This window comes from Streptomyces xylophagus (assembly GCF_000716435.1).
GTDB lineage: Bacteria > Actinomycetota > Actinomycetes > Streptomycetales > Streptomycetaceae > Streptomyces > Streptomyces xylophagus.
The window spans coordinates 68,826-94,721 of sequence record NZ_JNWO01000031.1; the positions used below are offsets into that span (position 1 = coordinate 68,826).

The window sequence follows — 25,896 nt, forward strand, 5'->3', positions numbered from 1 at the left end:
GGGCCCCGGGGACCCCTGCCCCAGTCGTCCCCCGCCGCCCTAGTCGTCCCCCGCCGCATGCATCGCCGCCCCCACGATCCCCGCGTTGTTCTGCAACTGCGCCGGGACGATCTCGGCCTTGATGTCCTCGATGAAGTGCAGGAACTTGTCGGCCTTGCGGCTGACTCCGCCGCCGATGATGAACAGCTCGGGAGAGAACAGCATCTCGACGTGGGCGAGGTACTTCTGGACGCGGTTGGCCCAGTGCTCCCAGGTCAGCTCGCCGTCCTCCTTGGCCTTGCTGGAGGCCTTCTTCTCGGCGTCGTGGCCGTTCAGCTCGAGGTGGCCCAGCTCCGTGTTCGGGACGAGGATGCCGTTGACGAACAGCGCGCTGCCGATGCCCGTGCCGAAGGTCAGCAGGATCACCGTGCCCTTGCGGCCCTGGCCGGCGCCGAAGTGCATCTCGGCGACGCCCGCCGCGTCCGCGTCGTTGACGACGGTCACCGGGAGGCCGCCGAGTCTGTCCCTGAACAGCGCGCCCGCGTCCTTGTCGATCCAGCTCTTGTCGACGTTCGCCGCCGTACGGATCGTGGCACCGCCGGTGACCACGCCCGGAAACGTGAGCCCGACCGGTCCCGTCCAGCCGAAGTGCTCGACGACTTCCTTCACGCCGTCGGCGACCCCGTCCGGCGTCGCCGGGTGCGGGGTCAGCACTTTGTACCGCTCTTGGGTCAAATCGCCCTTGTCCAGGTCCACAGGGGCGCCCTTGATCCCGGATCCACCGATGTCCACGCCGAAGATCTGCATGGATCCACGCTACGACGAACGACTGACAGTCACTGCCCGGAGGGGGTCGAACGGTCCGGACCCGTGCGCTCGGCGACCAGTGCCGCCGCCTCTTCGCGCAGGTCACGACGGAGTTCCTTGGGCAGCGAGAACGTGATGGACTCCTCGGCCGCCTTGACCAGCTCGACGTCCTCGTAGCCGCGCCCGGACAGCCACTCCAGGACCTGCTCGACCAGGATCTCCGGCACGGAGGCGCCCGAGGTCACGCCGACCGTGGTCACGCCCTCCAGCCAGGCCTCCTCGATCTCGTCGGCGAAGTCCACGAGATACGCGGCGCCGGCGCCGGCCAGCTTGGCGACCTCGACGAGCCGGATCGAGTTGGAGGAGTTCCTCGAGCCGACCACGATCACCAGGTCGGCCTCCTCGCCCATCTGCTTCACGGCGAGCTGGCGGTTCTGCGTGGCGTAGCAGATGTCGTCGCTGGGCGGGGAGATGAGCTGCGGGAACTTCTCCTTCAGCGCGTCCACCGTCTCCATGGTCTCGTCGACCGAGAGAGTGGTCTGGGACAGCCATACGACCCTGGACGGGTCCCGCACCTCGACCTTGGCGACGTCGGACGGGCCGTCGACCAGGGTGATGTGGTCGGGGGCCTCCCCGGAGGTGCCGATGACCTCCTCGTGGCCCTCGTGCCCGATGAGGAGGATGTCGAAGTCGTCGTTGGCGAACCGGACGGCTTCCTTGTGGACCTTGGTCACCAGGGGGCAGGTCGCGTCGATGGTGGCGAGATTGCCCCGCTTGGCCTCGTCGTGGACGACGGGCGCCACGCCGTGCGCGGAGAACATCACGATGTTCCCCTCGGGGACCTCCTCGGTCCGCTCGACGAAGATCGCGCCCTTCTTCTCCAGCGTCTGCACGACGTACTTGTTGTGCACGATCTCGTGCCGGACATAGATCGGAGCCCCGTACTGCTCCAGGGCTTTCTCGACGGCGATCACGGCGCGGTCCACGCCCGCGCAGTAGCCCCGGGGGGCGGCGAGCAGGACACGGCGGCCAGGCGAAGCAGTCATGCGTCCCATCGTAAGGCCGCGCTCGACGGGTCAAAGATCGCGTCCTTGGGGAGACTGGCCGTGGAGTGGGAGTTGAGTGCGAGGGGTGGGGCCGGGCACGACGTACGGGAGACGCGAGATGGCGGACACGGACACGGACACAACGACCAGTGCCGGCGAGGGACCTCACCTGCGGCGCAGTCTCGGTTTCCGGGATCTCGTCGTCTACGGGCTGCTGTTCATCGCCCCCATGGCACCGGTCGGCGTGTTCGGCACCCTGGACGCCAAGTCGCACGGCGCCGTCGCGCTGGTCTATGTCGTCGCCACGGTCGCGATGGCGTTCACCGCTTTCAGCTACGCGCAGATGGTGCGGGTCGTCCCCCAGGCGGGGTCGGTGTTCGCCTACGCGCGCGTGGGGCTCGGCAGGGAGGCCGGGTTCATCGCCGGCTGGATGGCGATGCTGGACTACATCCTGATCCCCGCCGTCGCCTACCTCTTCTCCGGGATCGCCATGAACGCGCTGGTCCCGGAGGTCTCCCGCTGGGTGTGGACCGCGCTGGCCGTCGTCGTCACCACCTGCCTCAACCTCTGGGGGGTGCGGGCCGCCGCGCGCGTGGGCTTCCTGGTCCTCGCGATGGAGATCGTCGTCCTGGTCATCTTCGTCGTGTCGGCGATCGTCGTCCTCGCGCGCGACGGCGCCGAACGGGGCTGGCTGTCACCGCTGTCCGGGGACGGCACCCAGGGCGCGTTCGCGCTGTCGGCGGTGATCGGCGCGGTCTCGGTCGCCGTCCTCTCCTACCTGGGCTTCGACGCGGTCGCCACCTTCGCGGAGGAGGTCACCGGCGGCTCCGAGAAGGTCGCCAGGGCGCTGTTGTTCTGCCTCGCCCTCGCCGGTGTGCTGTTCATCGCCCAGACGTACCTGGTCGCTCTCCTGGAGCCGACGACGTCCGCACAGCTCGCCGCCGACGCGGGCAAGCAGGGATCGGCGTTCTACGACGCGGTCGACGTCTCGGTCGGCAACTGGCTGCACAACCTGGTGGCCGTCAGCAAGGCCATCGGCGCGGCGTTCGCGGCACTGGTCGGGCAGGCCGCGGCGGCCCGCCTGGTGTTCGCGATGGCCCGCGACCGACGGCTGCCGCGCGCCCTGTCGAAGACGGACTCCGGGGTACCGCGGATCGCCCTCCTCAGCGCGGCGGTCATCACCCTGATCGCCGCGGTCTGGGCCGCCCGGCGCGACGACGGTCTCGACCACCTGGTGTCGGTCGTCGACATCGGCGCGCTGACCGCCTTCACGCTGCTGCACGCAAGCGTGGTGGGCTGGTTCGCAGTACGGCGCCGGGGCGGGCCGGTGGTGTGGTGGCGGCACGTGCTGGTACCGGTGCTGGGGGCGGCGATCACCGTCGCGGTGATCGTGGAGGCCTCCGGTACGGCACAGGTGGTGGGTGCGATCTGGCTGGCGGTGGGGCTGGCGGTGCTCGCGGTGCAGGGCAACCGGAACAAGGCCGACACGGGGATCAGTTGAGGGTCACACGCTCCTCACCTCGACCGCGTTGTCAGAGACGGCCGTTACTCTCGGGCGCATGGCTCTCAACACCGCTCCGGACGCGCCGCTCCCCGTCGGTGAGGTCTCCCGGCTCATCGGCGGGTGGATCGACCGGCTCGGGGCGGTGTGGGTCGAGGGGCAGATCACGCAGTTGTCGCGGCGCCCGGGTGCCGGGGTCGTCTTCCTGACCCTGCGCGACCCGTCGTACGACATCTCGGTGAGCGTGACGTGCTTCCGGCAGGTGTTCGACGAGGTCGCCGATGTCGTCAGCGAGGGCGCGCGGGTCGTCGTACTCGCGAAGCCGGAGTGGTACGCGCCGCGGGGGCAGTTGTCGTTGCGGGCCACCGAGATAAGGCCGGTCGGGGTCGGTGAACTCCTCGCGCGGCTGGAGCAGTTGAAGAAGTCACTGGCGGCGGAGGGGCTGTTCGCGGCCGAGCGGAAGAAGCCGTTGCCGTTCCTGCCGCAGCTGATCGGGCTGGTCTGCGGGCGTGCCTCGGCCGCCGAGCGGGACGTCCTGGAGAACGCGCGGCATCGCTGGCCCGCCGTCCGTTTCGAGGTGCGCAACGTGCCCGTGCAGGGTGTGCACGCCGTGCCGCAGGTCGTGCAGGCCGTGAAGGAGCTGGACGCGCTCGAGGGCGTGGACGTGATCATCGTGGCGCGGGGCGGCGGCAGCGTGGAGGACCTGCTGCCGTTCTCCGACGAGCAGCTCGTACGGGCGGTGTCGGCCTGTCGTACGCCCGTGGTGTCCGCGATCGGGCACGAGCCCGACAACCCGCTCCTGGACTACGTGGCGGACCTGCGCGCCTCCACCCCCACCGACGCCGCGAAGAAGGTCGTACCGGACGTCGGCGAGGAGTACGAGCGCGTACGGCAGCTGCGCGACCGGGCGCGACGGTGTGTGGTGGCGTTCGTGGACCGGGAGGAGCGCGGGCTGGCGCAGGCGTTGTCGCGGCCGTCGATACAGGATCCGCACCGGATGATCGACGAGCGGGCGGATCATGTCGCCGCGCTTCTCGGCCGGGGCCGGCGCACGCTCGGGCATCTCCTGGACCGCGCCGACTCGGAGCTGACCCACACGCACGCGCGCGTGGTGGCTCTCTCCCCGGCCGCGACCCTGAAGCGGGGGTACGCGGTGCTGCAGAAGGCCGACGGGCATGTCGTCCGGGACCCGGAAGAGGTGACGGCGGACGAGGTGCTGCGGGCACGGGTCGCCGAGGGTGAGTTCACGGTTCGAGTCGATACGGCACATGCATAGGGTGGGCGGATGACCAGCAAGGTTGACGAAGGTGCCGGAACGGCCGAGTCGCTCGGGTACGAGCAGGCGCGCGACGAACTGATCGAGGTCGTACGGCGGTTGGAGGCGGGCGGTACGACGCTGGAGGAGTCGCTCGCGCTCTGGGAGCGGGGCGAGGAGCTGGCCAAGGTGTGCCGGCGCTGGCTGGACGGGGCGCGGGCGCGGCTGGACGCGGCGCTGGCGGAGGAAGAGGCCGCGGAGGGCGACGCCGAGTAGCGGCGGGGAGTGACGCCGGGCAGCGGCGGAGAGTAGCGACACCAGTGGTCTGCTGTGAGGCGGATCACCATGCTCCGTTTTTGGTTGAATGTTGAACGTCCCATCGCGTACGGTCGGCCTCGTCAGCCTATCCGGACCACGGTCCGGATATCCGCTTCCGCCCCCCGAGGAAGTTCACGTATGTCTCTCGTCCTTGACCCCACCGCCCAGGACCTGCTGTTCCGCGAGGCCCGCACCGCGAACACCTTCACCGACGAGCCGGTGACGGACGAGCAGGTGCAGGCGATCTACGACCTGGTCAAGTACGGCCCGACCTCGATGAACCAGTCGCCGCTGCGCATCACCCTGGTCCGCTCCCCCGAGGCCCGCGAGCGCCTCGTGCAGCACCTCGCCGAGGGCAACCAGAAGAAGACCGCCGCCGCCCCGCTGGTCGCGATCCTCTCCGCGGACAACGAGTTCCACGAGGAACTGCCGAACCTGTTCCCGCACTTCCCGCAGGCCAAGGACGCCGTCTTCGGCGAGCGTTCGGTCCGCGAGGGCAACGCCGCGCTGAACGCCGCCCTTCAGGCCGCGTACTTCATCATCGGCATCCGCGCCGCCGGCCTCGCCGCGGGACCGATGACCGGTCTCGACTTCGCGGGCGTCCAGAAGGAGTTCCTGGACGGCGACCACACCCCGTTCGTCGTCATCAACATCGGCAAGCCGGGCGAGGACGCCTGGTTCCCGCGCTCCCCGCGCCTGGAGTACGACGAGGTCGTCACGACCGTCTGAGTCGCCGGAATCGACTGAGACACCTGGCACGCAGAAGGCCCCCGGCACGCACGGCGTCGGGGGCCTTCGTCACACCTGTCGGGCTACTTCGTCTTCAACGCCTTCGCCATCTCCGTCAGCTGGGTGAAGGGGCCCGTGCCCGCCACGACCGTCGTCGAGCCCTTGTCCGCGAGCACGAGGGCGTCGTAGCGACCGCCGGTGTAGCGGGTCCAGGTCCGGCCGTCGATGTTCTGGGTGGTCTTCGTGGCGGCGCCGCCCTGGCTCGCGGCGTCGATGAAGTCGGCGGGCTTCTGAGTCGACTGCTCTATCTGCACGTACTGACCACCGGGGGCACTGAACCCGAGGTGCCAGGCGTCGAACGTGGCGCCGTCGTAGCGGACCGAGGTCGCCTTCCAGCTCTGGGACAGGCCCTCCGGCGCCGCCACCGGGTACGGCGCCGCGCGGCGTGCCGTGAGCAGCTCCACGCGGTAGTCGACCCGCTTGACGTCCGGAGCGTGGTCGCTGTGCGGGATGAAGATGTAGACGATCGCCGCCGCGATCCCGATCAGGCCCAGGGAGAGAATCATGTCCCGGACCGTCTTCTGCTTGCCGTTCGAACCTGCCACGTCCCTATCGTCGCAGGTGCCCCGGCCGCTCATCCGTGGGGCCCCCTGCTCATTTTGTCTGCCTGGCGATAGAGTCGGGGCCATACCCTCATCCGGCCGTCGTCGTATCAGAAAGGTGCGCTCCGATGACCGAGCATCATCATCTGCCGTCCGAACTCGAAGTCCCCTCCGAGGCCCCCGACCGCAACCTCGCCCTGGAACTCGTCCGGGTGACCGAAGCCGCCGCGATGGCCGCGGGCCGCTGGGTCGGGCGCGGTGACAAGAACGGCGCCGACGGTGCCGCCGTGCGTGCCATGCGGACCCTCGTCTCCACCGTCTCGATGAACGGCGTCGTCGTCATCGGTGAGGGCGAGAAGGACGAGGCGCCGATGCTCTTCAACGGCGAGCGCGTCGGTGACGGGACCGGGCCGGAGTGCGATATCGCCGTCGACCCGATCGACGGGACCACGCTCAACGCCAAGGGCATGCCGAACGCGATCGCCGTACTGGCCGCCGCGGACCGGGGTTCGATGTTCGACCCGTCCGCCGTGTTCTACATGGACAAGCTGGTCGCCGGGCCCGAGGCGGCCGAGTTCGTCGACATCGAGGCGCCGATCTCGGTGAACATCCGCAGGGTCGCGAAGGCGAAGCGGGTCACGCCCGAGGACGTCACCGTCGTCGTCCTGGACCGGCCGCGGCACGACGGCATCATCAAGGAGATCCGGGAGACCGGTGCGCGGATCAAGCTGATCTCCGACGGCGATGTCGCGGGCTCGATCCTCGCGCTGCGCGAAGGTACCGGCGTGGATCTGCTGCTCGGTGTCGGTGGCACGCCCGAGGGCATCATCTCGGCCTGTGCCGTGAAGTGCCTGGGCGGTGTGATCCAGGGCAAGTTGTGGCCGAAGGACGATGCCGAGCGGCAGCGGGCGTTGGACGCGGGGCATGACCTCGACCGGGTGCTCACCACCGACGACCTGGTGTCCGGCGAGAACGTGTTCTTTGTCGCGACCGGGATCACGGACGGGGAGTTGCTGCGGGGTGTGCGGTACCGGGCGGAGACCGCGACCACCGACTCGATCGTGATGCGGTCGAAGTCCGGCACGGTGCGGCGGATCGACTCGGAGCACCGGCTGAGCAAGCTGCGGGCGTACAGCGCGATTGATTTTGATCGGGCCAAGTAACGCGCCTAGGGGTGGGGGTGGTGCGGAGCGTTGGCGGCTGCGGGTCCGCCGTGGCTGGTCGCGCAGTTCCCCGCGCCCCTAGGTGAGTTGCCCTGCCCGGCAATGGCAAGGCGGCCCCACGTCCTTTGATGAAAAGGCGCCCCCTGGTGCGGAGGGGGCGCCCTTTGTCATCCGGCCGCCGCTATGCGGCCTGCGGCGCGGGCCTTCTGGAGTTCCAGGTCGCGGCGGCGGCGCCTGGCCAGGACCACTCGGCGTTCGGCGGCGGTGAGGCCGCCCCAGACGCCGTACGGTTCCGGTTGCAGCAGCGCGTGCTCTCGGCACTCGACCATGACCGGACAGCGGGCGCAGACGCGTTTGGCGGCGTCCTCGCGGGAGAGTCGGGCGGCGGTGGGTTCCTTGGAGGGTGCGAAGAACAGGCCTGCCTCGTCGCGCCGGCACACCGCTTCGGTGTGCCATGGAGCGTCTTGGTCCCTGTCTCGCGCAGGCACCCGCTGAGCCGGAACAGCAGCTACCTGCAGGGACGAATGCGGCGGTTGCAGCACGGTCTACTCCTGACGACGGCTTCGCGAGCGAGAGACGATGCAGCAAGGCCTACCCGCTGTGCGCGCGCCTATGCACTGAGTTCCGAAGCGCTGGTTTTCGGGCGCTTCTGCGCGATGTCAGGGGCGGACCGCGGCGGACCGATCAGCTCCGCATGTGCCCCGATTCACAACCGTCAACGATCCAGGTGCTTGCGCAAACTCTTGTCGACCTTGCGCTGAACCCGATCGAGAATGTCCGCAACGAGCTTGCCCCGCTTGGGTTTTGCCTCGATGTTTCCGAGTACGGCCCACCCGTCGACGTAGACCACGGGCGCGTCCGGTTCGAGTGAATCCAGCGTGTCCACCTCGAAGTTGCCGAGGATGCCGCCGCCGGTGCCGCGCAGCGACACGTTCTCCGGGACGCGGATCTCGACGTTGCCGAACACCGAGATCGCCTTGATGACGACCTGCTGGTACTCGAAGATCGCCTCGCTGAGGTCGATCTCGACACTGCCGAACACGGCGTACGCGTGCATGCGGCGCCCTGCGCGCCAGCGGCCCTTGCGCATGGCCGCGCTGAACACCGCCACCACGTTCTCGTCGGCCTCGGCCGGAATCGCGCCCTCCGTCGGGCGGTTCGGGGCCGGGCTGTACGACGAGGCCGTCGCCCGGTGTCCATGGGCGGCCGGCAGATCCTGGATGAAGACCTCCAGCTCACCGACCGTCTTGGCGCTCAGCACCCCCTCGACGCGCTCGGCGTGCTCGTCGGCGGTCAGGCGCCCCTCGCCCAGGGCATCGCGCAGGATGTCGGCGATGCGGTCACGGTCGGCGTCCGAGGCGCGCAGCGCCGAGCCGGGCAGGTCGGAGCCGGGCAGGTCGGCGACTGCGGGCGCGGGCTGCGGGGCCGTGGGCGCGGATGCGGGCTGCTTCTGAAGGTCCACGGCAGCAGCGTACCGAAACGCGATAGATCGCGACTAGGGGTGTGGACAACGTTGGCGTGGCGAAGGTCCCGGCGAACTGAGCCTTACCTCACAAGCTCGCTGTCGGTGGCAGGTTCTACGCTGGTGAGCGCCCGCCAGTGTCGGCGGGCGGCCGTCTGTCGAGTGAGGAATGGGCTGCGATGCCTGAGTTCGCGTACACCGATCTGCTCCCCATGGGAGAGGACACCACCCCGTACCGGCTGGTGACCTCCGAGGGTGTCTCCACCTTCGAGGCCGACGGGCGGACGTTCCTCAAGGTCGAGCCGGAGGCGCTGCGTCAGCTCGCGGCCGAGGCGATCCACGACATCCAGCACTACCTGCGGCCGGCCCACCTCGCGCAGCTGCGCCGGATCATCGACGACCCCGAGGCGTCGAACAACGACAAGTTCGTGGCGCTGGACCTGCTGAAGAACGCGAACATCGCGGCGGCCGGTGTGCTGCCCATGTGCCAGGACACCGGCACGGCGATCGTGATGGGCAAGCGGGGGCAGAACGTCCTCACGGAGGGCGGCGACGAGTCGGCCCTGTCGCGCGGCATCTACGACGCCTATCTCAACCTCAATCTGCGGTACTCGCAGATGGCCCCGCTGACCATGTGGGACGAGAAGAACACCGGGTCGAACCTGCCCGCCCAGATCGAGCTGTACGCGACCGACGGCGGCGCCTACAAGTTCCTGTTCATGGCGAAGGGCGGCGGCTCGGCCAACAAGTCGTTCCTCTACCAGGAGACGAAGGCGGTCCTCAACGAGGGCTCCATGATGAAGTTCCTGGAGGAGAAGATCCGTTCGCTGGGTACGGCGGCCTGCCCGCCGTACCACCTCGCGATCGTGGTCGGCGGCACGAGCGCCGAGTACGCGCTGAAGACCGCGAAGTACGCCTCCGCGCACTACCTGGACGAGATCCCGGCCGAGGGCTCGGAGTTGGGGCACGGCTTCCGGGACAAGGACCTGGAGCAGAAGGTCTTCGAGCTGACGCAGCGGATCGGGATCGGGGCGCAGTTCGGCGGGAAGTACTTCTGCCACGACGTGCGGGTCGTCCGACTTCCGCGTCATGGTGCCTCGTGCCCGGTCGCCATCGCCGTGTCCTGCTCCGCCGACCGGCAGGCCGTCGCGAAGATCACCGCCGAGGGTGTGTTCCTGGAGCAGTTGGAGACCGACCCGGCGCGGTTCCTGCCGGAGACCACCGATGAGCATCTGGACTCCGGTGAGGAGGACGTGGTGCGGATCGATCTCAACCAGCCCATGGACGACATCCTCGCCGAGCTGACCAAGTACCCCGTCAAGACCCGGCTTTCGCTCTCCGGGCCGCTCGTCGTGGCGCGTGACATCGCGCACGCCAAGATCAAGGAGCGGCTCGACGCGGGCGAGGAGATGCCGCAGTACCTGAAGGACCACCCGGTGTACTACGCGGGGCCCGCGAAGACCCCCGAGGGGTACGCGTCCGGGTCCTTCGGGCCTACGACCGCCGGTCGCATGGACTCGTATGTCGAGCAGTTCCAGGCGGCGGGTGGGTCCAAGGTGATGCTCGCCAAGGGGAATCGGAGCAAACAGGTCACCGACGCGTGTGACGCGCACGGCGGCTTCTACCTCGGGTCTATCGGTGGGCCTGCGGCCCGGCTCGCCCAGGACTGCATCAAGAAGGTCGAGGTCGTCGAGTACGAGGAGCTCGGCATGGAGGCGGTGTGGAAGATCGAGGTCGAGGACTTCCCCGCGTTCGTCGTCGTCGACGACAAGGGCAACGACTTCTTCCAGGATCCGGCGCCGGCGCCTACGTTCACGACGATTCCGGTGCGGGGGCCTGGGCTGGCGTAGTGCGGGTGGGCGGCGGGGATTTCTTTCGCCCCCGCCGCCCCTACCCGTCCCATCCCCAGGGGCTGCCGCCCCTTCGGCCCCGCCCGGGGGCTCCGCCCCCAGACCCCCATCGGCCCTGAAGGGGCCTCGTCCTCAAACGCCGGACGGGCTGAATACAGCTGGCCTGCGTTGGCCGGGTGGCATCCCGGGACGCACAAGATCCTTACCTCCGTCCCACTTCATCCCAGGGACATCCGGGACGGCATCTTCGTCCGCTTTGCCGGAAAAGCTCCGTGCTGACTGGATCACAGCCCGTGGTCCTCGGTCGACTCGGAGGAACCCCCCATGATCCGACGTACTCTGCGCAACGGTCTCGTGGCCGCGCTCGCAGCCGTCGCCGTCTTCCCCGTGACAGCCGTCGCCGCCACCGCCGCCCCGGCCGCGCACCCGCCGCACCACACCCGGCACCACCTCGCCGCGCCCACCTGGGGCCGCGTCACGACCCACCACTACACCCGCCTGAACGTCCGCTCCGGACCCGGCACCGGCTACCGGATCGTCGGCACGCGCCCTGTCGGGCGGACGCTGCCCATCGTCTGCAAGACGCGCGGTTCCAGCGTCTTCGGCAACCACCGGTGGTACAAGCTCCCGCACCACGAGGGCTACGTCTCCGCCCACTACGTCCGCAACCACAGCGCCGTCCGCTGGTGCTGACCCTCGGCTGAGCAACGGCACTGCCCGACGGGACGGTCCCGTGCGTCCCGTCGGGTGGTGCCAGGTCAACACCCCTTCATATTCCGGCTGTCCGGGTGTGGCCCGGCACCGCCCCCGGGAACAGATCACCGCGGTCACCCCGGTACGGCGAGGGAGCAGGGAGCAGCATGGAAAGCCATGTGATGGTCGAGAGGCAGCGGCTCCTTACGGAACGGCTCCGCCTTCTCAAGCGGCAGACCGGGCTGAGCCTGGCCGCGCTGGCCGCCGTCACCCCGTTCAGCAAGTCGACCTGGCACCGGTATCTCAACGGCGACCAACTCCCGCCCCGGGCGGCCGTGGAGGCGCTCGCCCGGCTCGCGCACACCCATCCCGAGGCGCTGCTCTCCCTGTGGGACGCGGCCGTTCAGGAGCAGTCCGCGCCCGCCCCTCCACCACAGCTCCCCTCCCCGCCCGTACGCCCGCGTCGGCCGCGTGCCCCCGCCCGCGCCCTCGTTGCCCTCGCCGCGATGGCCACCACCGTCGCGGTGACCGCCGGCGCCGCCGATGTCCTCGACCACGATGCCGGGGCGGAGCGGCTCGCAGCGGCCTCCTGCCGTGACAGTGGCTGTCAGGGCGAGCTGCCGTCCGCCGGGACCTGCGCACGGGACGCCCGTACGGAGAGCGTCGTAGCGCGGGCCGCCCAGGTCGTACGGCTCCGGTACTCGCCGTCCTGCGCGACCGTCTGGTCGGAGGTGCGCACCCGGGTCGGCGGCGCGCGGGAGATCTCGATCAGGTCGGGGCGGGACGAGCTGTCCGCCGAGTACCCGGGCGACCGCTCGGACGGCTACAGCAGCCCGATGCTGGCCACCAGCGACCCGCGCGGGGCACAGGCGTGCGCGGAGGTGGCCGGAAAGCCCGTCTGCACCGCCTCGGACCGCTGACCCGGAACATCCCCGCCCTCCCGGTCGATATACAGGTATGAGCGACTACCGCATCGAGCACGACTCCATGGGCGAGGTACAGGTCCCCGCGGACGCCAAGTGGCGCGCCCAGACCCAGCGAGCCGTGGAGAACTTCCCGATCTCCGGGCAGCGCATCGAGCGCGCCCACATCGAGGCGCTGGCCCGGATCAAGGGTGCCGCCGCCAAGGTGAACGCCGAACTGGGCGTGCTGGACAAGGACATCGCGGAGGCGATCCAGGAGGCGGCCCGTGAGGTGGCCGGCGGGGCGTGGGACGAGCACTTCCCGATCGACGTGTTCCAGACGGGGTCCGGCACCTCGTCGAACATGAACGCCAACGAGGTGATCGCGACCCTCGCGACCGAGCGGCTCGGGCGGGATGTGCATCCCAATGATCATGTCAACGCTTCGCAGTCGTCCAACGACGTCTTCCCCTCCTCCATCCACATCGCGGCCACCGGTGCCGTCATCCACGACCTCATCCCCGCGCTGGAGCATCTCGCGGGCGCGCTGTCGCGCAAGTCCGTCGAGTTCGCCGATGTGGTGAAGTCCGGGCGGACCCACCTGATGGACGCCACTCCGGTGACGCTGGGGCAGGAGTTCGGCGGGTACGCGGCCCAGGTGCGCTACGGCGTCGAGCGGCTGCAGGCCTCGCTGCCCCGGCTCGCGGAGCTGCCTCTCGGCGGGACCGCCGTCGGGACCGGGATCAACACCCCGCCCGGGTTCTCCGCCGCCGTGATCGCGGAGGTCGCCCTGGTCACCGGGCTGCCGTTGACCGAGGCGCGGGACCACTTCGAGGCGCAGGGTGCGCGGGACGGGATCGTCGAGACCAGCGGGCAGCTGCGGACCATCGCCGTAGGGCTGACGAAGATCGCGAACGATCTGCGGTGGATGGCGTCGGGGCCGCGCACCGGGCTGTCCGAGATCTCGCTGCCGGATCTGCAGCCGGGGTCGTCGATCATGCCCGGCAAGGTCAATCCGGTCATTCCGGAGGCCGTGCTCATGGTCGCCGCGCAGGTCGTGGGCAATGACGCGACCGTCGCCACCGCCGGGGCCGCCGGCAACTTCGAGCTCAATGTGATGCTGCCGGTGATCGCCAAGAACGTTCTCGAGTCGATTCGGCTGCTCGCCAATGTGTCGCGGCTGCTGGCCGACCGGACCGTGGACGGGATCGTCGCGCACCGGGAGCGTGCGCGGGAGTACGCCGAGTCGTCGCCGTCCGTCGTCACCCCGCTGAACAAGTACATCGGGTACGAGGAGGCCGCCAAGGTGGCCAAGAAGGCACTTGCGGAACGGAAGACGATCCGCCAAGTCGTGCTGGAGAACGGCTATGTGGAGCGCGGTGACCTGACCGAGACGCAGCTCGACGAGGCCCTCGATGTCCTGCGGATGACGCGTCCGTAACCAATTGTCGCCCTGGCGTGAACCGTGACGCGCGCCGCAGCGTCGTATGCCCGGGGCACCTAATATCTGTTCATGGCAGACGGTGGAGCGGTGCGAGCGGTGGAAGCGGGTACGTCTACGGCCTTCTGGGCGCCCGGGAGTCAGATCCTGTGGCGCTACCGGGAGAACGCCGGCGAGCGCTTCCACATCGCCCGCCCCGTCACGGTAGTGCGGGACGACGAGGAGCTGCTCGCCGTCTGGATGGCGCCCGGCACCGAGTGTGTGAAGCCGGTGCTCGCGGACGGCACGTCGGTGCACGTGGAGCCGTTGGAGACGCGGTACACCAAGCCGCGTACGGTGCAGTTGGACCGCTGGTTCGGGACGGGTGTGCTGAAGCTGGCGCGGCCCGGTGAGCCGTGGTCGGTGTGGCTTTTCTGGGAACCCGGATGGCAGTTCAAGAACTGGTACGTGAACCTTGAGGAACCACTGGCCCGTTGGGAGGGCGGTGTCGACTCCGAGGATCACTTCCTGGACATCACCGTTGATCCGGACCGGAGTTGGCAGTGGCGTGACGAGGACGAGTTCGCGCAGGCCCAGCGGGACGGACTGATGGATCCCCAACTCGCCGAGCGGGTACGGAAAGCGGGCTGGTCTGCGGTGGAGACGATCCGCGCGTGGGGTCCGCCGTTCTCGGATGGTTGGCAGCACTGGCGCCCGGATCCGTCCTGGGCTGTACCTTCACTTCCGGAGGACTGGGACCGCACCCCCGCGCACATGTCCACATGAGACCCTTGATGCGCCCCCGGTGCGCAACCGTAGGATCGTCCTCCGCAAGGGCACCGCACAACTCCCGGGGCATGTACCGGGACTGACCAGACGTCACCGAGGGGCGGCAGGACGTGAGCGAGGGGTATCAGGGCAACAGCGGTTCGGGCCGCCGGTCCACCGGTGGCACAGGAACAGCCTCTGACCACGCGGGAATTCCGTTCCTGGGGCACGTATTCCGGGTATCGGCATTTCGGCGGGACGAACTGCACGCGCGGCGTGCGGTCCCGGACGGACGGATTCGACACGCGTGACGGAGCACCCCACCTCTTTCGAGCGCCCCAGCGGCGCCGACCCCACGGACCCCCGTGGGGCGCTTCTGCGTACCTCGGAGCCGCCGCCCAGGCCGTCCGGTGCCCCGGCCTTACCGGCCCAGGCACGCACCGGTGAGCCGTCCTCGGCGCCGGGTACGAGCACGTCCCGCGCCAAGGGGAAGGACCCGGCAGGTACCCCTGTGAAGCCCGACACCGCAGGTGGCTCCGAGCACTCCCAGCCCTCGGCCGCCGAACCCGACGCCCACCGCCCGCGCCCCGCGCCCGACGGCATCCCGGCCCAGCCGGGCGGCGGCGAGGTCTCCGACGCCGCCGCCAAGGAGCGCCGTACGGGACAGGGGCTGCCTCCGGGCGGTCCCATGCCGATGCGCAGGGACGGGGACCGGCTGCGCTTCGTGGGCGCCGCGACCCGGCGGATCGCGCGCGGCATCGACCTGGACGAGATCGTGATGGGGCTGTGCCGGGCGACCGTGCCGACCTTCTCGGACGCGATCCTGGTCTATCTGCGCGACCCGCTCCCCGTGGGCGACGAGCGGCCCACCGGGCCCGTCGTGCTGCGGCTGCGCCGTACCGACCGGATCCCGGAGGAGCGGGACACGGAGAACGGCTTCATGCCCGCGATACAGCCGGAGCAGCCCTCCGAGCTGTCGGCGGTCACCGCCGAACTGTGCGAGGTGCGGCCCGGCGGTGCGTTGAACGAGGTGCTTCGGGGCGTACGTCCCGTATTCGCCGACTCTCCCGCCGCCCGTGCCGCGCTGCCCGAACTGCTCGGCGAGGGCGGTGAGTTGATCGTCCCCGCGGGCCAGCGCGCGATCCTCGCCCCGCTGCGCGGCCGGCGCCGGGTGATCGGCGCCGCGCTCTTCCTGCGCCGCCCCGAGCGCATGGCGTTCGAGGCCGACGACCTCCTGGTCGCCGCCCAACTCGCCACGCACAGCGCGCTGGGCATCGACAAGGCGGTGCTCTACGGCCGTGAGGCGTACATCGCCGACGAGCTGCAGCGCACCATGCTCCCCGAGACCCTCCCCCGCCCCACCGGCGTGCGGCTGGCGTCCCGGTATCTGCCCGCCGCCGAGACGGCACGCGTCGGCGGCGACTGGTACGACGCGATCCCGCTGCCCGGCAGCCGGGTCGCCCTGGTCGTCGGCGACGTCATGGGCCACTCCATGACCTCAGCCGCGATCATGGGCCAACTCCGCACCACCGCACAGACGTTGGCCGGTCTCGACCTGCCCCCGCAGGAGGTCCTGCACCACCTCGACGAACAGGCCCAGCGGCTGGGCACCGACCGCATGGCGACCTGCCTGTACGCGGTCTACGACCCGGTCGCGCACCGCATCACCATCGCCAACGCGGGACACCCGCCGCCGGTGCTGCTGCATCTGGGCGGCCGGGCCGAGGTCCTGCGGGTGCCGCCCGGCGCCCCGATCGGTGTCGGCGGGGTGGACTTCGAGGCCGTAGAGCTGGACGCGCCGGCCGGAGCGACGTTGCTCCTGTACACGGACGGGCTGGTCGAGTCGCGGCTTCGTGACGTGTGGACCGGGATAGAGCAGCTGCGCGAGAAGCTCGCCGCGGTCGCGCAGCTCACCGGACCCGATCATCCGCCGCCCCTCGAGGCCCTGTGCGACGAGGTGCTCGACATGCTCGGCCCGGGTGACCGGGACGACGACATCGCGCTGCTCGCCGCCCGCTTCGACGGGATCGCGCCGAGCGACGTGGCGTACTGGTTCCTCGATCCGGAGGACTCGGCCCCCGGCCAGGCCCGCCGGCTGGCCCGGCGCGCGCTGTCGCGCTGGGGCATGGAGGACATGACCGACTCGGTCGAGCTGCTGGTCAGCGAGGTCGTGACGAATGCCGTGCGGTACGCCTCCCGGCCGGTCACGCTGCGGCTGCTGCGTACCGACGTGCTGCGCTGTGAGGTCGGCGACGACGTGCCCCAGCTGCCGCGGCTGCGGCAGGCGCGGGCCACGGACGAGGGCGGGCGCGGGCTCTACCTGGTCAACAAACTGGCCCGTCGGTGGGGAGCCACCCGGCTCAGCACCGGGAAGGTGGTCTGGTTCGAACTGAACCGGAATTAGACCCCGTCCAAAAGTTGCCGACGTACCGGCGTCGGAGTTGACTGCTGGGGTACGCGAAGCGAAAGCGACCTACTTTCTTCCGAACAGGAGGACGCTCGTGACGCAGGCACCCCAGCACACTCCGTACACCACGAACAACGTCGGCATTCCGGTGGAGAGCGACGAACACTCGCTCACCGTCGGAGCCGACGGACCGATCCTGCTCCAGGACCACTACCTCATCGAGAAGATGGCCCAGTTCAACCGGGAACGGGTCCCCGAGCGGGTGGTGCACGCCAAGGGCAGCGGCGCGTACGGCTTCTTCGAAGTCACCAACGACGTCAGCCAGTTCACCCGGGCAGACCTCTTCCAGCCGGGCAAACGCACCGAGATGCTGGCGCGGTTCTCCACCGTGGCCGGTGAGCAGGGCTCGCCCGACACCTGGCGCGACCCCCGCGGCTTCGCCCTCAAGTTCTATACCGAGCACGGCAATTACGACATGGTGGGCAACAACACCCCAGTCTTCTTCGTCCGGGACACCATCAAGTTCCAGGACTTCATCCGCTCGCAGAAGCGCCACCCGGCGACCGGGCTGCGCAGCAACGACATGCAGTGGGACTTCTGGACCCTCTCCCCCGAGTCGGCACACCAGGTGACCTGGCTGATGGGCGACCGGGGCATCCCCAAGACGTACCGCCACATGAACGGCTACAGCTCCCACACCTACATGTGGATCAACGGCGCCGGTGAGCGGTTCTGGGTGAAGTACCACTTCAAGACCGACCAGGGCGTCGAGTACCTCACCCAGGCCGAGGCCGACGAACTCGCCGGTTCCGACGGCGACAAGCACCGCCGTGACCTGCACGAGTCGATCGATACCGGGAACGCGCCGAGCTGGAGTCTCAAGGTCCAGATCATGCCGTTCGAGGACGCGGCGGACTACCGCTTCAACCCCTTCGACCTGACGAAGGTCTGGCCGCACGGGGACTACCCGCTGATCGACGTCGGCCGCATGACCCTGAACCGGAACCCGGACGACTACTTCGTCCACATCGAGCAGGCCGCCTTCGAGCCCTCGAACCTGGTCCCGGGCATCGGCCCCTCGCCGGACAAGATGCTCCTGGGCCGGCTGTTCTCCTACCCGGACACCCACCGGTACCGGATCGGCCCCAACTACGCCCAGCTGCCGCCCAATCGGCCGCACTCGCAGGTCAACTCGTACGCCAAGGACGGCCCGATGCGGTACGAGGCGTCCAACGCGGCACGACCGTACGCCCCGAACTCCTACGGCGGACCGGCGGCCGACTACGCGCAGTTCGGTGATCCGGCGAGCTGGCAGACTGCCGGTGAACTGGTCCGCGAGGCAACGAAGTTGCACCGCGAGGACGACGACTTCGGCCAGGCCGGCACGATGGTCCGCGAGGTCCTCGACGACGCGGCCCGCGACCGTCTCGTCTCGAACATCACCGGCCACCTGAAGGCCGACGTGTCCCGCTCGGTCCTCGACCGCGCCCTGCGGTACTGGCGACACGTGGACAAGGAACTCGGCGACCGGATCGCCGCGAACTTCGCGTAGCAGCGGTACGCGAAAGAGCGCCCGGCTCTGTGCCGGGCGCCCTTTCTGCCGTGTGACCCGACTACTGGCCGAACTGGTCGAGCGGTTCGTCGGTGTTGCCGTCGGTCGGTGTCGCCGGCGGACTGGTCGTCGGCGTCGGGGTCGGTGTCGGGGTCGGCGTGGGAGTCGGGGTCGGCGTGGGTGACTCCGTCGTCGGGGTCGGCGACGGACTCTTCGTCGGCGTCGGAGACGGCGTCGCCGACACGGTCGCGCTCGGGGTCGGCGTGAAGTCCGGCTCGACCGCCGCGCCCTGGTCGGTCTCCAGGTCGAACTTGCTGTTCGCCTTGGTCACCCCGAACATGTACGTCGCCCAGATCTGCGCCGGGTAGCCACCACCGTTGATACGGCCGGGGTACGCGATGAGACCGGTGGCGCCGGTCAGCGTCACCTGCTGGCTCGCCTGTTTGGTCCCGACCGCCCCCTCGCCGAACAGGCCCACCGAGGTGACCAGGTCGGGCGTGTAGCCGGTGAACCAGGCCGACTTGTTGTTGTCGGACGTACCCGTCTTGCCCGCGACCTGCTGCCCGTCGCGCTTGGCGTTGTCCCGCACGGACGTCTTCGCCGTACCCACCGACGTTGACGCTCCGGAACGAAAAGCTCACGATCACTGAGCGTTTTCAGCGTTGCCGCTCCAGGGTGAGGATGGCGGCTGCGATTGACGACATTCGGTTCGGGCTGCACCGGGCCTTGCGGAAGATTCGCCACGACTTGAGCCGTGCGACGCCGCGCTCGACCGGCGCGCGTGCTGCCGACAGCGCGCGGTTGACGGTTTGCTGGGTTGGTGTGAGGCCGCGGCCTGGTGGGCGTCTGCGTGGTGTTGTCACCCATGGGCCGGCTCCGATGAAGGCGCGGTCGGCGAGGATGGGGATGCCCTGGCGTTCACAGATTCGGATGATCCGGTGGGTGCGGGCCGCTGTGAGGTCGTGCGCGCGGCCGGGCAGTGCGGGTGAGCTCCACAGCAGTCGTCCGGCTGGATCGGTCACCACCTGCACGTTCACGCCGTGGCGTCGGTGTTTTTGGGAGAAGTCGGCCCGGCTGTCGCCGACCCGGTCGCACTCCGCGAGGGTGCCGTCCAGCAGGACGTAGTCAGGGTCGGCTTCGCGCAGGCTCCGCAGGAGCCCGGGTGCACGGTCGGCGAGCAGGGTGATGACAGCTGCCGTGTAGGCGTGGGCGGTGCCGACGGAGATGCCGAAACCGGCAGCGAGCTGGGTGAGGGTGTCGTGCTTGCGCAGGTACACCAGGCCGACCAGCGCACGCTGGTGCGGCGGGAGTTTGCACCGTCGGTCACCCTCGCGGGTGACGATGAGCATCGTGACCCACTCGACCAGGGCATGAGGCAGGTCGAGTGCGGCAGAATACGGAACCAACGCGGCTCCTGTGCCTGTGGGTTGAGACTTCGAACACCTCCCCCAACGGCATGGGAGCCTCGTGCGTTGCGCACCCCGCCGGCGTCACCCGATCGGTGGCGGAGCTGAAAACGCTCACTGGTCCCGAACTGGTCCAACGCTTAGTGCGAATTTCCACCGGAAGCCGCCTCCCGTCGACCATGTGGCCAAGGTCACATGACTGGAATAGCTACTCAACGCTCACGAGGCAACGCAAACCTTTGACCGCAAGTGACATACAGCTTGGCCGAAAACCGCAAGTCCAACATCGACGACAGGACACCCTCCCACGCTCGTCACCTTGCTCACTCACAGGGCCTTCCCACCTCGACACTGCCCCTTCCGAAATGCGCGGCCCCAAATACGGGCATGCGGGTGCATGACCGAGAATCATCACCTCGGCTCCGAAGAACTGCACAGAAAAGACACACCGGAGAAATGGTGCAGGAGTAATCAAGGCAGACACATAAGGGAACCCTCAGTAGCGGCAGCCTCTCACGTTTGCAACCGTGCGGCCTGGAATCGTTCACACAATCAGTGAGGCTGACCTAAGCTCCAGTTAACCGTGAGGCGTGGGGGGATCTACGCAGTCCAGGGGTCTCGAACCTGGATCTTCCTCGCGGATACGGGCATTGATCGCCCAGCGGAGGGGGAAGTCATGCAGGTCGGCATCATCGCTCGAGGTGTTCGCGGCTGTGTTGTGCATTCTGCGAGTGTTTCCTGGATTCACCCGAGCAGTCCGTCCAGTCTCCTAGTCAGTTTCCCTGCCCCAAGGGTGGGAGCGAGGCGCCTGCAACGCTGAAACGTTGCAGCCCGATATCGATACCGCGGGGCTACCAGCAGACTTCTAAACGCGTCTGCAGGGGCAGGCGCCACATTGTTGGAACCGGCATATCTCAGTCCAATTCCTCACGAGATCAGAAGGGCGGGCGCGCACTCGGGCTGATTGATCGCTCTCCAGGCCCCAGCGACCAAACACCCGTAATGCCCCCATGTTCGTCACCCCCGCCTGCCACTGAGGCCTTCCAGAGAGCAGGGGCGCCATCCTCTGCTCGGCTTGACGGACGAGCCGTGGTCAATCTGCGCCGCAGTGCTGACTTTTCGCGAACGGGGTCCTGCGCCCCGACCGCCCCCATTCCCAATGAGAGGAAATAATGGCAGACGAAATGGTGCTGCGCGCCCAGAAATTCGTGAATGAGACCTACGGCAATATAATCGGCATGACCGTGGAAGAGGACGGTCAGACCGGCTGGAACACTATGTACGCGCTCACCCGGGCTCTTCAGTACGAGCTGGGCATCACCGCATTGTCGAACAGCTTCGGCCCCACGACCCTAAGTGTCCTGCAGTCGAAGTACCCCAGCCTGAACGCTTCTACGATACCGTCCCCCAACTTCTGCCGGATCATCCAGTCCGGCCTGTACTGCAAGGGGTATGACGGTGGAGAAATTGATGGAACGTACAACTCGCGGGTCGAGACGGCCGTCAGTAGTCTAAAGGCGAATATGGGTGTCAGCGCGGTGTACCCAGGCAGCTCCCTTACTCCGAAGGTGTTCAAGGGACTGCTGAACATGGACGCCTACGTTACGGTCAACAACGGCTCCGACACGATCCGCACCATCCAACAATGGCTGAACGGGCAGTTCACCAGCCGTCAGGACTACTTCATCATCCCTTGCGACGGTCACCACTCCCGTGACGTCGCCAAGTCCATGCTGTTCGCGATCCAATACAGCCTTGGCATGGCGGACGGGGTTGCAAACGGCGTCTTCGGGCCCGGAACCCAGTCAGGGCTGAAAGCGCATACAGTGTCCACAGGTTCCTCAGGAGTATGGGTACAGCTATTCTCCGCAGCCATGGTACTCAACCAGCGCCCCGTCTCGTTCACCAGCAGCTTCTCCGCCTCGCTGGCCTCGGCTACCGCAGATTTCCAGACATTCGCCGCCCTGCCTGTCACTAGCACGGGCGACTTCTCGACCTGGGCCTCCTTGCTCGTCTCCTATGGAGACCAGACCCGGAGCGGCGCGGCTTGCGACGGCGTTACGAAGATCACCGCATCGCGAGCCCAGGCGCTGAAGGCTGCGGGTGTCACCTACGTCGGCCGTTACCTCACCAACCCCAGCACCACCTCTCTGCCCGAGAAGGCAATCCAGCCCGGAGAACTCCAGACGATCGCCGACAATGGTCTGCGTTGCTTCCCGATCTACCAGACCTACGGCCGGGATGCTTCGGGCTTCACCTACTCTGCTGGGCAATCGGACGGAAAGGCCGCGATAAATGCAGCGCTCGATTACGGGTTTAAGGCCGGCACAAGAATCTTCTTCGCGGTCGACTTCGACGCCCTAGACGCGGACGTCACTTCCAACGTCCTGCCACACTTCCAAGGCATTAGAGATGCCATATCCACTCACGGCAACGAATTTGGCATTGGCGTCTACGGGCCGCGCAACGTCTGCACAAGAGTCGCGGAGGCTGGGTATTCAACTGCGTCATTCGTCTCCGACATGTCGTCCGGCTTCTCCGGAAACTTCGGTTACCCGCTGCCTACGGACTGGGCTTACGACCAAATCGTAACTCGCGCCCTCGGCTCGGGAGACGGCGCTATCGAAGTCGACATTGACATCGCGTCGGGACGGGACAAAGGGCAGGCATCATTCAATCCGGGAGCGAAACAGGCACAGGACATCCTGTTCGACACCTCCTACTGGCCCCAACTCCTCGCCGATGTCCAGTCGTACATGGAGTCCATCGGCTTCCCGGAAGACGACGGCCGGATCTACACAACCACCCAGTGCCTAGAGACCATCATCGCTGAAGACGTCGCCGTAACCAACACTGCACGGGCATACAGCATGCGCAAGGCGCTCATCCAGACCACGGCGTTCTGGGAGTTCCGGCACTATGGGAACGAAGACCTCGTCAAGGACGCCGGAGTTTGGCTCTACCACAACGGATATATCCCCGACTGGGCCAAGGATCTGCCCGGAGTGGCGGCGCTCCGTGACAGCAGCACTGGTGTGGCCCAGATGTTTGGCCTTACTGGAATCCTCGTTTGGAACAACTCCATAAATACTGGGCTGGTCACGGGAACAACAAAGGACCCGAACAACGACTCGGACGTATTCTCTGTATGGGACAAGATCCGAACAGACAACGATTTTGCCCTCACCAGCGTCGGCCACGCCCACATCTGGGGCGCAGACGGCAAGCCTGGCGGTGACGAGGAAGTTCCCATCCGCCGCCCCACACTGGACTACACGGAACTAGAAATTTACGAGGTGCTGCGCCGCTATCAAGGCCCGGCGGAACCCGCCTTCACCGATGCAACAAAGCGTATGCCGCTCTATTACATCTTCGAGAAGTACAACCGGATGTTCAGATGATCGCTACTCGGACACAAGCCTCCGATTCGCCGGATGGAATTAACTCCATCATCCTGCTCTTCATCATCCTGATCGCGACCATCGTCGTATTCAGTCTCGTCGGATATCTGTTTTCCTCCATCGCACGCCACGGCCACCTCTTCAAGAACAGGCAGGGAGCCTTCAAAACTGCGGCTGTTCTGTGCGCCTGCGCAACCCTCTGCACGTACGTGTGGGGGGCTCTCCATATCATTTTCATGGAGGACCCAGGAATGCGCACAGCATGCCTGAAAGCAGGAGGGAAGGACAGAGCAGCCGAAGTTCAAGCATACGAAGCGAGCTATTTCCCGCTCCGTTTCGTCTGCCGCACCGCTGTCGGAAATAGCTACTCTGCAGCAGTCCCCGGTTACGTGAACCCTGCCATAGCAGGATTCTTCGCCGTAACTCTGATAACCGGCGCAGCAGCCAATGCGCCGCGACTCAACCTGCAACGAAGAAATTCCAGCCCTGAACAGGCAGATCCACAACAGGAGGAGCGCGCATGAGTGCGTTTAATATGTCCCGCCGCAAGCTGCTCACTCATTCGAGTGCGCTCATAGGTGCATCGTTGCTGGCCTCCCTCCCAGGCTCCACGCTGCTCACGTCGCCGGCTTACGCCGCCGACAGTTCGGCAGACAAAACCCCCCGGGGCGAGGACATCCGCAAGGCACTCAAGCGCTACCGGGACAACCAGGCGCAAGTTTTCACCGGCAAGCCGAGCTCGAACGGTTGGGAGATGGAAAAGGTCGTTGACGGCGGCGGCACCATCTCGACACGTCCTGTTCCTGGCACCCCCCTTGAAGGCGTCGCCGTGCGGATCGGCGACGTCGAGTCGCTGCTGATCCACGTAGTCCAGCGGTTCCACTACGAGATCGATCAGCTACGCAAGGGCGATGTGGTGGGCTGGGTTAGTCCGGGAAAGGTACGCAAGGGGCTGGCGGAGGGAAATCAGGCGTCTGGCACCGCTGTACGTATCCGCCCCGACCACTATCCGCCGGGTGTGAGGGGCGGCTTCTTTCCACAGCAACTTGTCGTGCTCCGCGATATCCTCGCGGAGCTCGACGGCACGATCCGTTGGGGAGGCGACGATCGGCGGCCCGATGAGTCGCTCTTCTACATTGCCGTCAGCCCGGACAGCGAACGGCTGGCCACTACGACGAGGAAGCTCAGCCGTTGGAAGGACACACCAGGCATGGGCGCCGGCAGTCCGGTTGATGTGCTCTCGCCCCGGCGACGCGAGGCCGCCAAAGCACTTGAGCACCGCCAGCGTGATTCGGCGGCCTGACTGAACGCAGGCGGACACCGAAGCGATTCACAGACCCCGCCGCAGCAGCCAAGGCGAAGCTCGGAGCGAAACCTCAAGCCAAAGTGATCACGAACACTTTTTGGCAACGTCCAGCCGCACTTTTGTTGACGCCACATATTCCGTCCCGGCTCTGGGCTCCTGGAAACATACCTGCCAGTTCGCCAACGCCTTGGGGGTCGCGACTTGCGAATCAGGGTCGTCGACCTTGAACACCTTCACGCGATCCGGATAGTATCCAGCCATAAGTACAGCCAATAGAGATGCATCGACTTTTCGGCCAACGAGGTTCGAGAGCTTTGAAGCGTGCACTTTCATACCTAGCCTCTTCGGGCACTCCTCCGCCTTCGGTACCGCGTAAATCTCTACGGCTTGAAGTTTGGGCACCTCCTTCCGGAAGCATGCGATATATGCGTCGACCTGACCGTAATAGACATATCTACGGAGACCCGTAGCATCCTTCAGGGTGAACCCTTTACCAGCATCAGCAACGCCCTTCATCGCGGTCAACAATTTTTCCCCTGCAGGTTCTGTCCGCACTCCCAGATTACCGCTTGCACTACTGTCAGCAACATTCGGCTCAGCGACGCCGTTCCGCTCACAGGCGACAATCAAAGCAGAAAACGCAACAATGAGGGCGACAGGGATCGCGTAATGTGGTCTCTTCATGTCAGCCTTCGCCGAGGAGGGAGTCATTTAGTGCTGTCATCCTAAATAACCAGAAGGTTCAGCGCAATGCCATGAAACAAAAAGAGCAAACAGATAATCAGGCGGAAATCATTACTCCGCATTCGTCGATCCGGTATCGTACGAGCTGTTATTCAACAGAGACAAGATGGGGATCCTTCATGAAATCAATGTCGCGTATTGCCTTCATCGGCGCGATCGCAGTTGCGGTAGCGGCGGGCACGACTACGACCGCCACCGCTGAGGACGCAGTGGTCTACAGCGACGGCCTTGGCGCCTTCGTGAGGTGGGTAGCGTACGGCGACGACATGTACATCACCGACGAAATAGCCAACGGGCACTCGGCCGTCGGCACGTACCAGCTCGGCAGCCAGTACTTCTACTGGAACAGAGATGGCAAGGGGACCACACGCTACGTGAACCTCAACCTCCCTGAACACACATATTTCTCGGTCGGGGCCATGGAGGGCGATTGGGAAGGCACCGCCACCGGCGGACTCCTCTGGAGCACCATCGAAACAAAGGACGTCTACACCACCTGAGGCGTCGTCGGCGCCATCCAGAACTTCTGAGCACATGTGATGGGCGCCCGGCGATGTGCCGGGCGCCCTCTCCGCGTGTGACCTG

General features: G+C 67.1%; 23 protein-coding genes and 1 pseudogene. 16 read left to right on the forward strand and 8 right to left on the reverse strand.

All coding sequences use genetic code 11. From position 1 onward, the window contains the following. Positions 1-39 precede the first annotated feature (39 nt). Both ppgK and OO70_RS43050 read right to left on the reverse strand, forming a co-directional pair. Complete coding sequence (gene ppgK / locus OO70_RS43045) at positions 40-786, reverse strand: polyphosphate--glucose phosphotransferase (RefSeq protein WP_043684528.1); 747 nt, start codon at positions 784-786, stop codon at positions 40-42. Positions 787-815: 29 nt separating this feature from the next. Next, positions 816-1,841 (reverse strand): 4-hydroxy-3-methylbut-2-enyl diphosphate reductase, encoded by a 1,026-nt coding sequence (locus OO70_RS43050; RefSeq protein WP_043684532.1) that lies wholly within the window; start codon positions 1,839-1,841, stop codon positions 816-818. A gap of 109 nt (positions 1,842-1,950) precedes the next feature. Here OO70_RS43050 and OO70_RS43055 point away from each other — a divergent pair, with 109 nt between their 5' ends. From OO70_RS43055 to OO70_RS43070, 4 genes are all read left to right on the forward strand, one after another. After that, a complete protein-coding gene (locus OO70_RS43055; protein WP_043684534.1) occupies positions 1,951-3,333 on the forward strand; it encodes an APC family permease in 1,383 nt (460 codons plus the stop codon). Positions 3,334-3,391: 58 nt separating this feature from the next. After that, positions 3,392-4,609, forward strand: coding sequence for an exodeoxyribonuclease VII large subunit (xseA, locus tag OO70_RS43060; RefSeq protein WP_043684537.1), 1,218 nt, complete (start codon positions 3,392-3,394; stop codon positions 4,607-4,609). A gap of 9 nt (positions 4,610-4,618) precedes the next feature. Then, on the forward strand, positions 4,619-4,864 hold the full coding sequence (locus tag OO70_RS43065) for an exodeoxyribonuclease VII small subunit (RefSeq protein ID WP_043684540.1): 246 nt from the start codon (positions 4,619-4,621) through the stop codon (positions 4,862-4,864). A 180-nt stretch (positions 4,865-5,044) separates the two neighbouring features. Continuing rightward, the gene (locus tag OO70_RS43070; protein WP_043684543.1) at positions 5,045-5,635 is read left to right on the forward strand and encodes a malonic semialdehyde reductase; all 591 of its coding nucleotides are present in this window, start codon (positions 5,045-5,047) and stop codon (positions 5,633-5,635) included. An 83-nt stretch (positions 5,636-5,718) separates the two neighbouring features. On the opposite strand, the gene OO70_RS43075 is transcribed toward OO70_RS43070, so the two are convergent. Further along, positions 5,719-6,240 (reverse strand): DUF4245 domain-containing protein, encoded by a 522-nt coding sequence (locus tag OO70_RS43075; protein WP_043684663.1) that lies wholly within the window; start codon positions 6,238-6,240, stop codon positions 5,719-5,721. A gap of 125 nt (positions 6,241-6,365) precedes the next feature. Between OO70_RS43075 and glpX the strand changes: the two genes are divergently transcribed. Further along, positions 6,366-7,400: a class II fructose-bisphosphatase gene (gene glpX, locus OO70_RS43080; RefSeq protein WP_043684545.1), complete on the forward strand. Its 1,035-nt coding sequence runs from the start codon at positions 6,366-6,368 to the stop codon at positions 7,398-7,400. Positions 7,401-7,567: 167 nt separating this feature from the next. Here the strand turns inward: glpX and OO70_RS43085 are convergent, their stop codons facing one another. Together OO70_RS43085 and OO70_RS43090 are read right to left on the reverse strand one after the other, a co-directional pair. Then, on the reverse strand, positions 7,568-7,942 hold the full coding sequence (locus tag OO70_RS43085; protein ID WP_026150672.1) for a WhiB family transcriptional regulator: 375 nt from the start codon (positions 7,940-7,942) through the stop codon (positions 7,568-7,570). Between the two features lie 173 nt (positions 7,943-8,115). Beyond that, positions 8,116-8,862: a DUF1707 SHOCT-like domain-containing protein gene (locus OO70_RS43090; RefSeq protein ID WP_043684549.1), complete on the reverse strand. Its 747-nt coding sequence runs from the start codon at positions 8,860-8,862 to the stop codon at positions 8,116-8,118. Positions 8,863-9,041: 179 nt separating this feature from the next. Here OO70_RS43090 and OO70_RS43095 point away from each other — a divergent pair, with 179 nt between their 5' ends. From OO70_RS43095 to OO70_RS43125, 7 genes are all read left to right on the forward strand, one after another. Further along, positions 9,042-10,712 carry a fumarate hydratase gene (locus OO70_RS43095; RefSeq protein WP_043684551.1) on the forward strand — a complete coding sequence of 557 codons (1,671 nt, stop codon included), beginning with the start codon at positions 9,042-9,044 and terminating at the stop codon, positions 10,710-10,712. A 324-nt stretch (positions 10,713-11,036) separates the two neighbouring features. Then, the gene (locus tag OO70_RS43100) at positions 11,037-11,405 is read left to right on the forward strand and encodes an SH3 domain-containing protein (RefSeq protein ID WP_043684554.1); all 369 of its coding nucleotides are present in this window, start codon (positions 11,037-11,039) and stop codon (positions 11,403-11,405) included. Between the two features lie 167 nt (positions 11,406-11,572). After that, positions 11,573-12,325, forward strand: coding sequence for a helix-turn-helix domain-containing protein (locus OO70_RS43105; RefSeq protein WP_078651780.1), 753 nt, complete (start codon positions 11,573-11,575; stop codon positions 12,323-12,325). 37 nt (positions 12,326-12,362) lie between these two features. Next, positions 12,363-13,748 carry a class II fumarate hydratase gene (locus tag OO70_RS43110; protein WP_043684560.1) on the forward strand — a complete coding sequence of 462 codons (1,386 nt, stop codon included), beginning with the start codon at positions 12,363-12,365 and terminating at the stop codon, positions 13,746-13,748. 72 nt (positions 13,749-13,820) lie between these two features. Continuing rightward, positions 13,821-14,513, forward strand: a complete 693-nt coding sequence (gene fomD, locus OO70_RS43115; RefSeq protein WP_199827513.1) for a cytidylyl-2-hydroxypropylphosphonate hydrolase — start codon at positions 13,821-13,823, stop codon at positions 14,511-14,513. A gap of 289 nt (positions 14,514-14,802) precedes the next feature. Continuing rightward, a complete protein-coding gene (locus OO70_RS43120) occupies positions 14,803-16,899 on the forward strand; it encodes a SpoIIE family protein phosphatase (RefSeq protein WP_043684566.1) in 2,097 nt (698 codons plus the stop codon). 97 nt (positions 16,900-16,996) lie between these two features. Beyond that, a complete protein-coding gene (locus OO70_RS43125) occupies positions 16,997-18,454 on the forward strand; it encodes a catalase (RefSeq protein WP_043684569.1) in 1,458 nt (485 codons plus the stop codon). A 61-nt stretch (positions 18,455-18,515) separates the two neighbouring features. On the opposite strand, the pseudogene OO70_RS54175 reads toward OO70_RS43125, so the two are convergent. Together OO70_RS54175 and OO70_RS43135 are read right to left on the reverse strand one after the other, a co-directional pair. Then, positions 18,516-19,061: pseudogene (locus tag OO70_RS54175) on the reverse strand (transglycosylase domain-containing protein); the annotation flags it as partial. Between the two features lie 49 nt (positions 19,062-19,110). Then, a complete protein-coding gene (locus OO70_RS43135) occupies positions 19,111-19,860 on the reverse strand; it encodes an IS5/IS1182 family transposase (RefSeq protein WP_043684574.1) in 750 nt (249 codons plus the stop codon). Positions 19,861-21,032: 1,172 nt separating this feature from the next. On the opposite strand from OO70_RS43135, the gene OO70_RS43140 reads away from it, so the two are divergent. From OO70_RS43140 to OO70_RS43145, 3 genes are read left to right on the forward strand one after another with little or no spacing between them, the layout of a single operon-like run. After that, positions 21,033-23,261 (forward strand): glycoside hydrolase domain-containing protein, encoded by a 2,229-nt coding sequence (locus OO70_RS43140; RefSeq protein ID WP_043684577.1) that lies wholly within the window; start codon positions 21,033-21,035, stop codon positions 23,259-23,261. Further along, positions 23,258-23,785 carry a hypothetical protein gene (locus tag OO70_RS54935; protein ID WP_158711598.1) on the forward strand — a complete coding sequence of 176 codons (528 nt, stop codon included), beginning with the start codon at positions 23,258-23,260 and terminating at the stop codon, positions 23,783-23,785. Before OO70_RS43140 ends, OO70_RS54935 begins: the two co-directional genes overlap by 4 nt. Next, positions 23,782-24,564, forward strand: coding sequence for a hypothetical protein (locus tag OO70_RS43145; RefSeq protein ID WP_043684580.1), 783 nt, complete (start codon positions 23,782-23,784; stop codon positions 24,562-24,564). Before OO70_RS54935 ends, OO70_RS43145 begins: the two co-directional genes overlap by 4 nt. Before the next feature lie 87 nt (positions 24,565-24,651). On the opposite strand, the gene OO70_RS54940 is transcribed toward OO70_RS43145, so the two are convergent. After that, the gene (locus OO70_RS54940; RefSeq protein WP_158711599.1) at positions 24,652-25,278 is read right to left on the reverse strand and encodes a hypothetical protein; all 627 of its coding nucleotides are present in this window, start codon (positions 25,276-25,278) and stop codon (positions 24,652-24,654) included. Between the two features lie 161 nt (positions 25,279-25,439). Here OO70_RS54940 and OO70_RS43150 point away from each other — a divergent pair, with 161 nt between their 5' ends. Continuing rightward, positions 25,440-25,811, forward strand: a complete 372-nt coding sequence (locus tag OO70_RS43150; RefSeq protein ID WP_043684582.1) for a hypothetical protein — start codon at positions 25,440-25,442, stop codon at positions 25,809-25,811. Positions 25,812-25,896 lie beyond the last annotated feature (85 nt).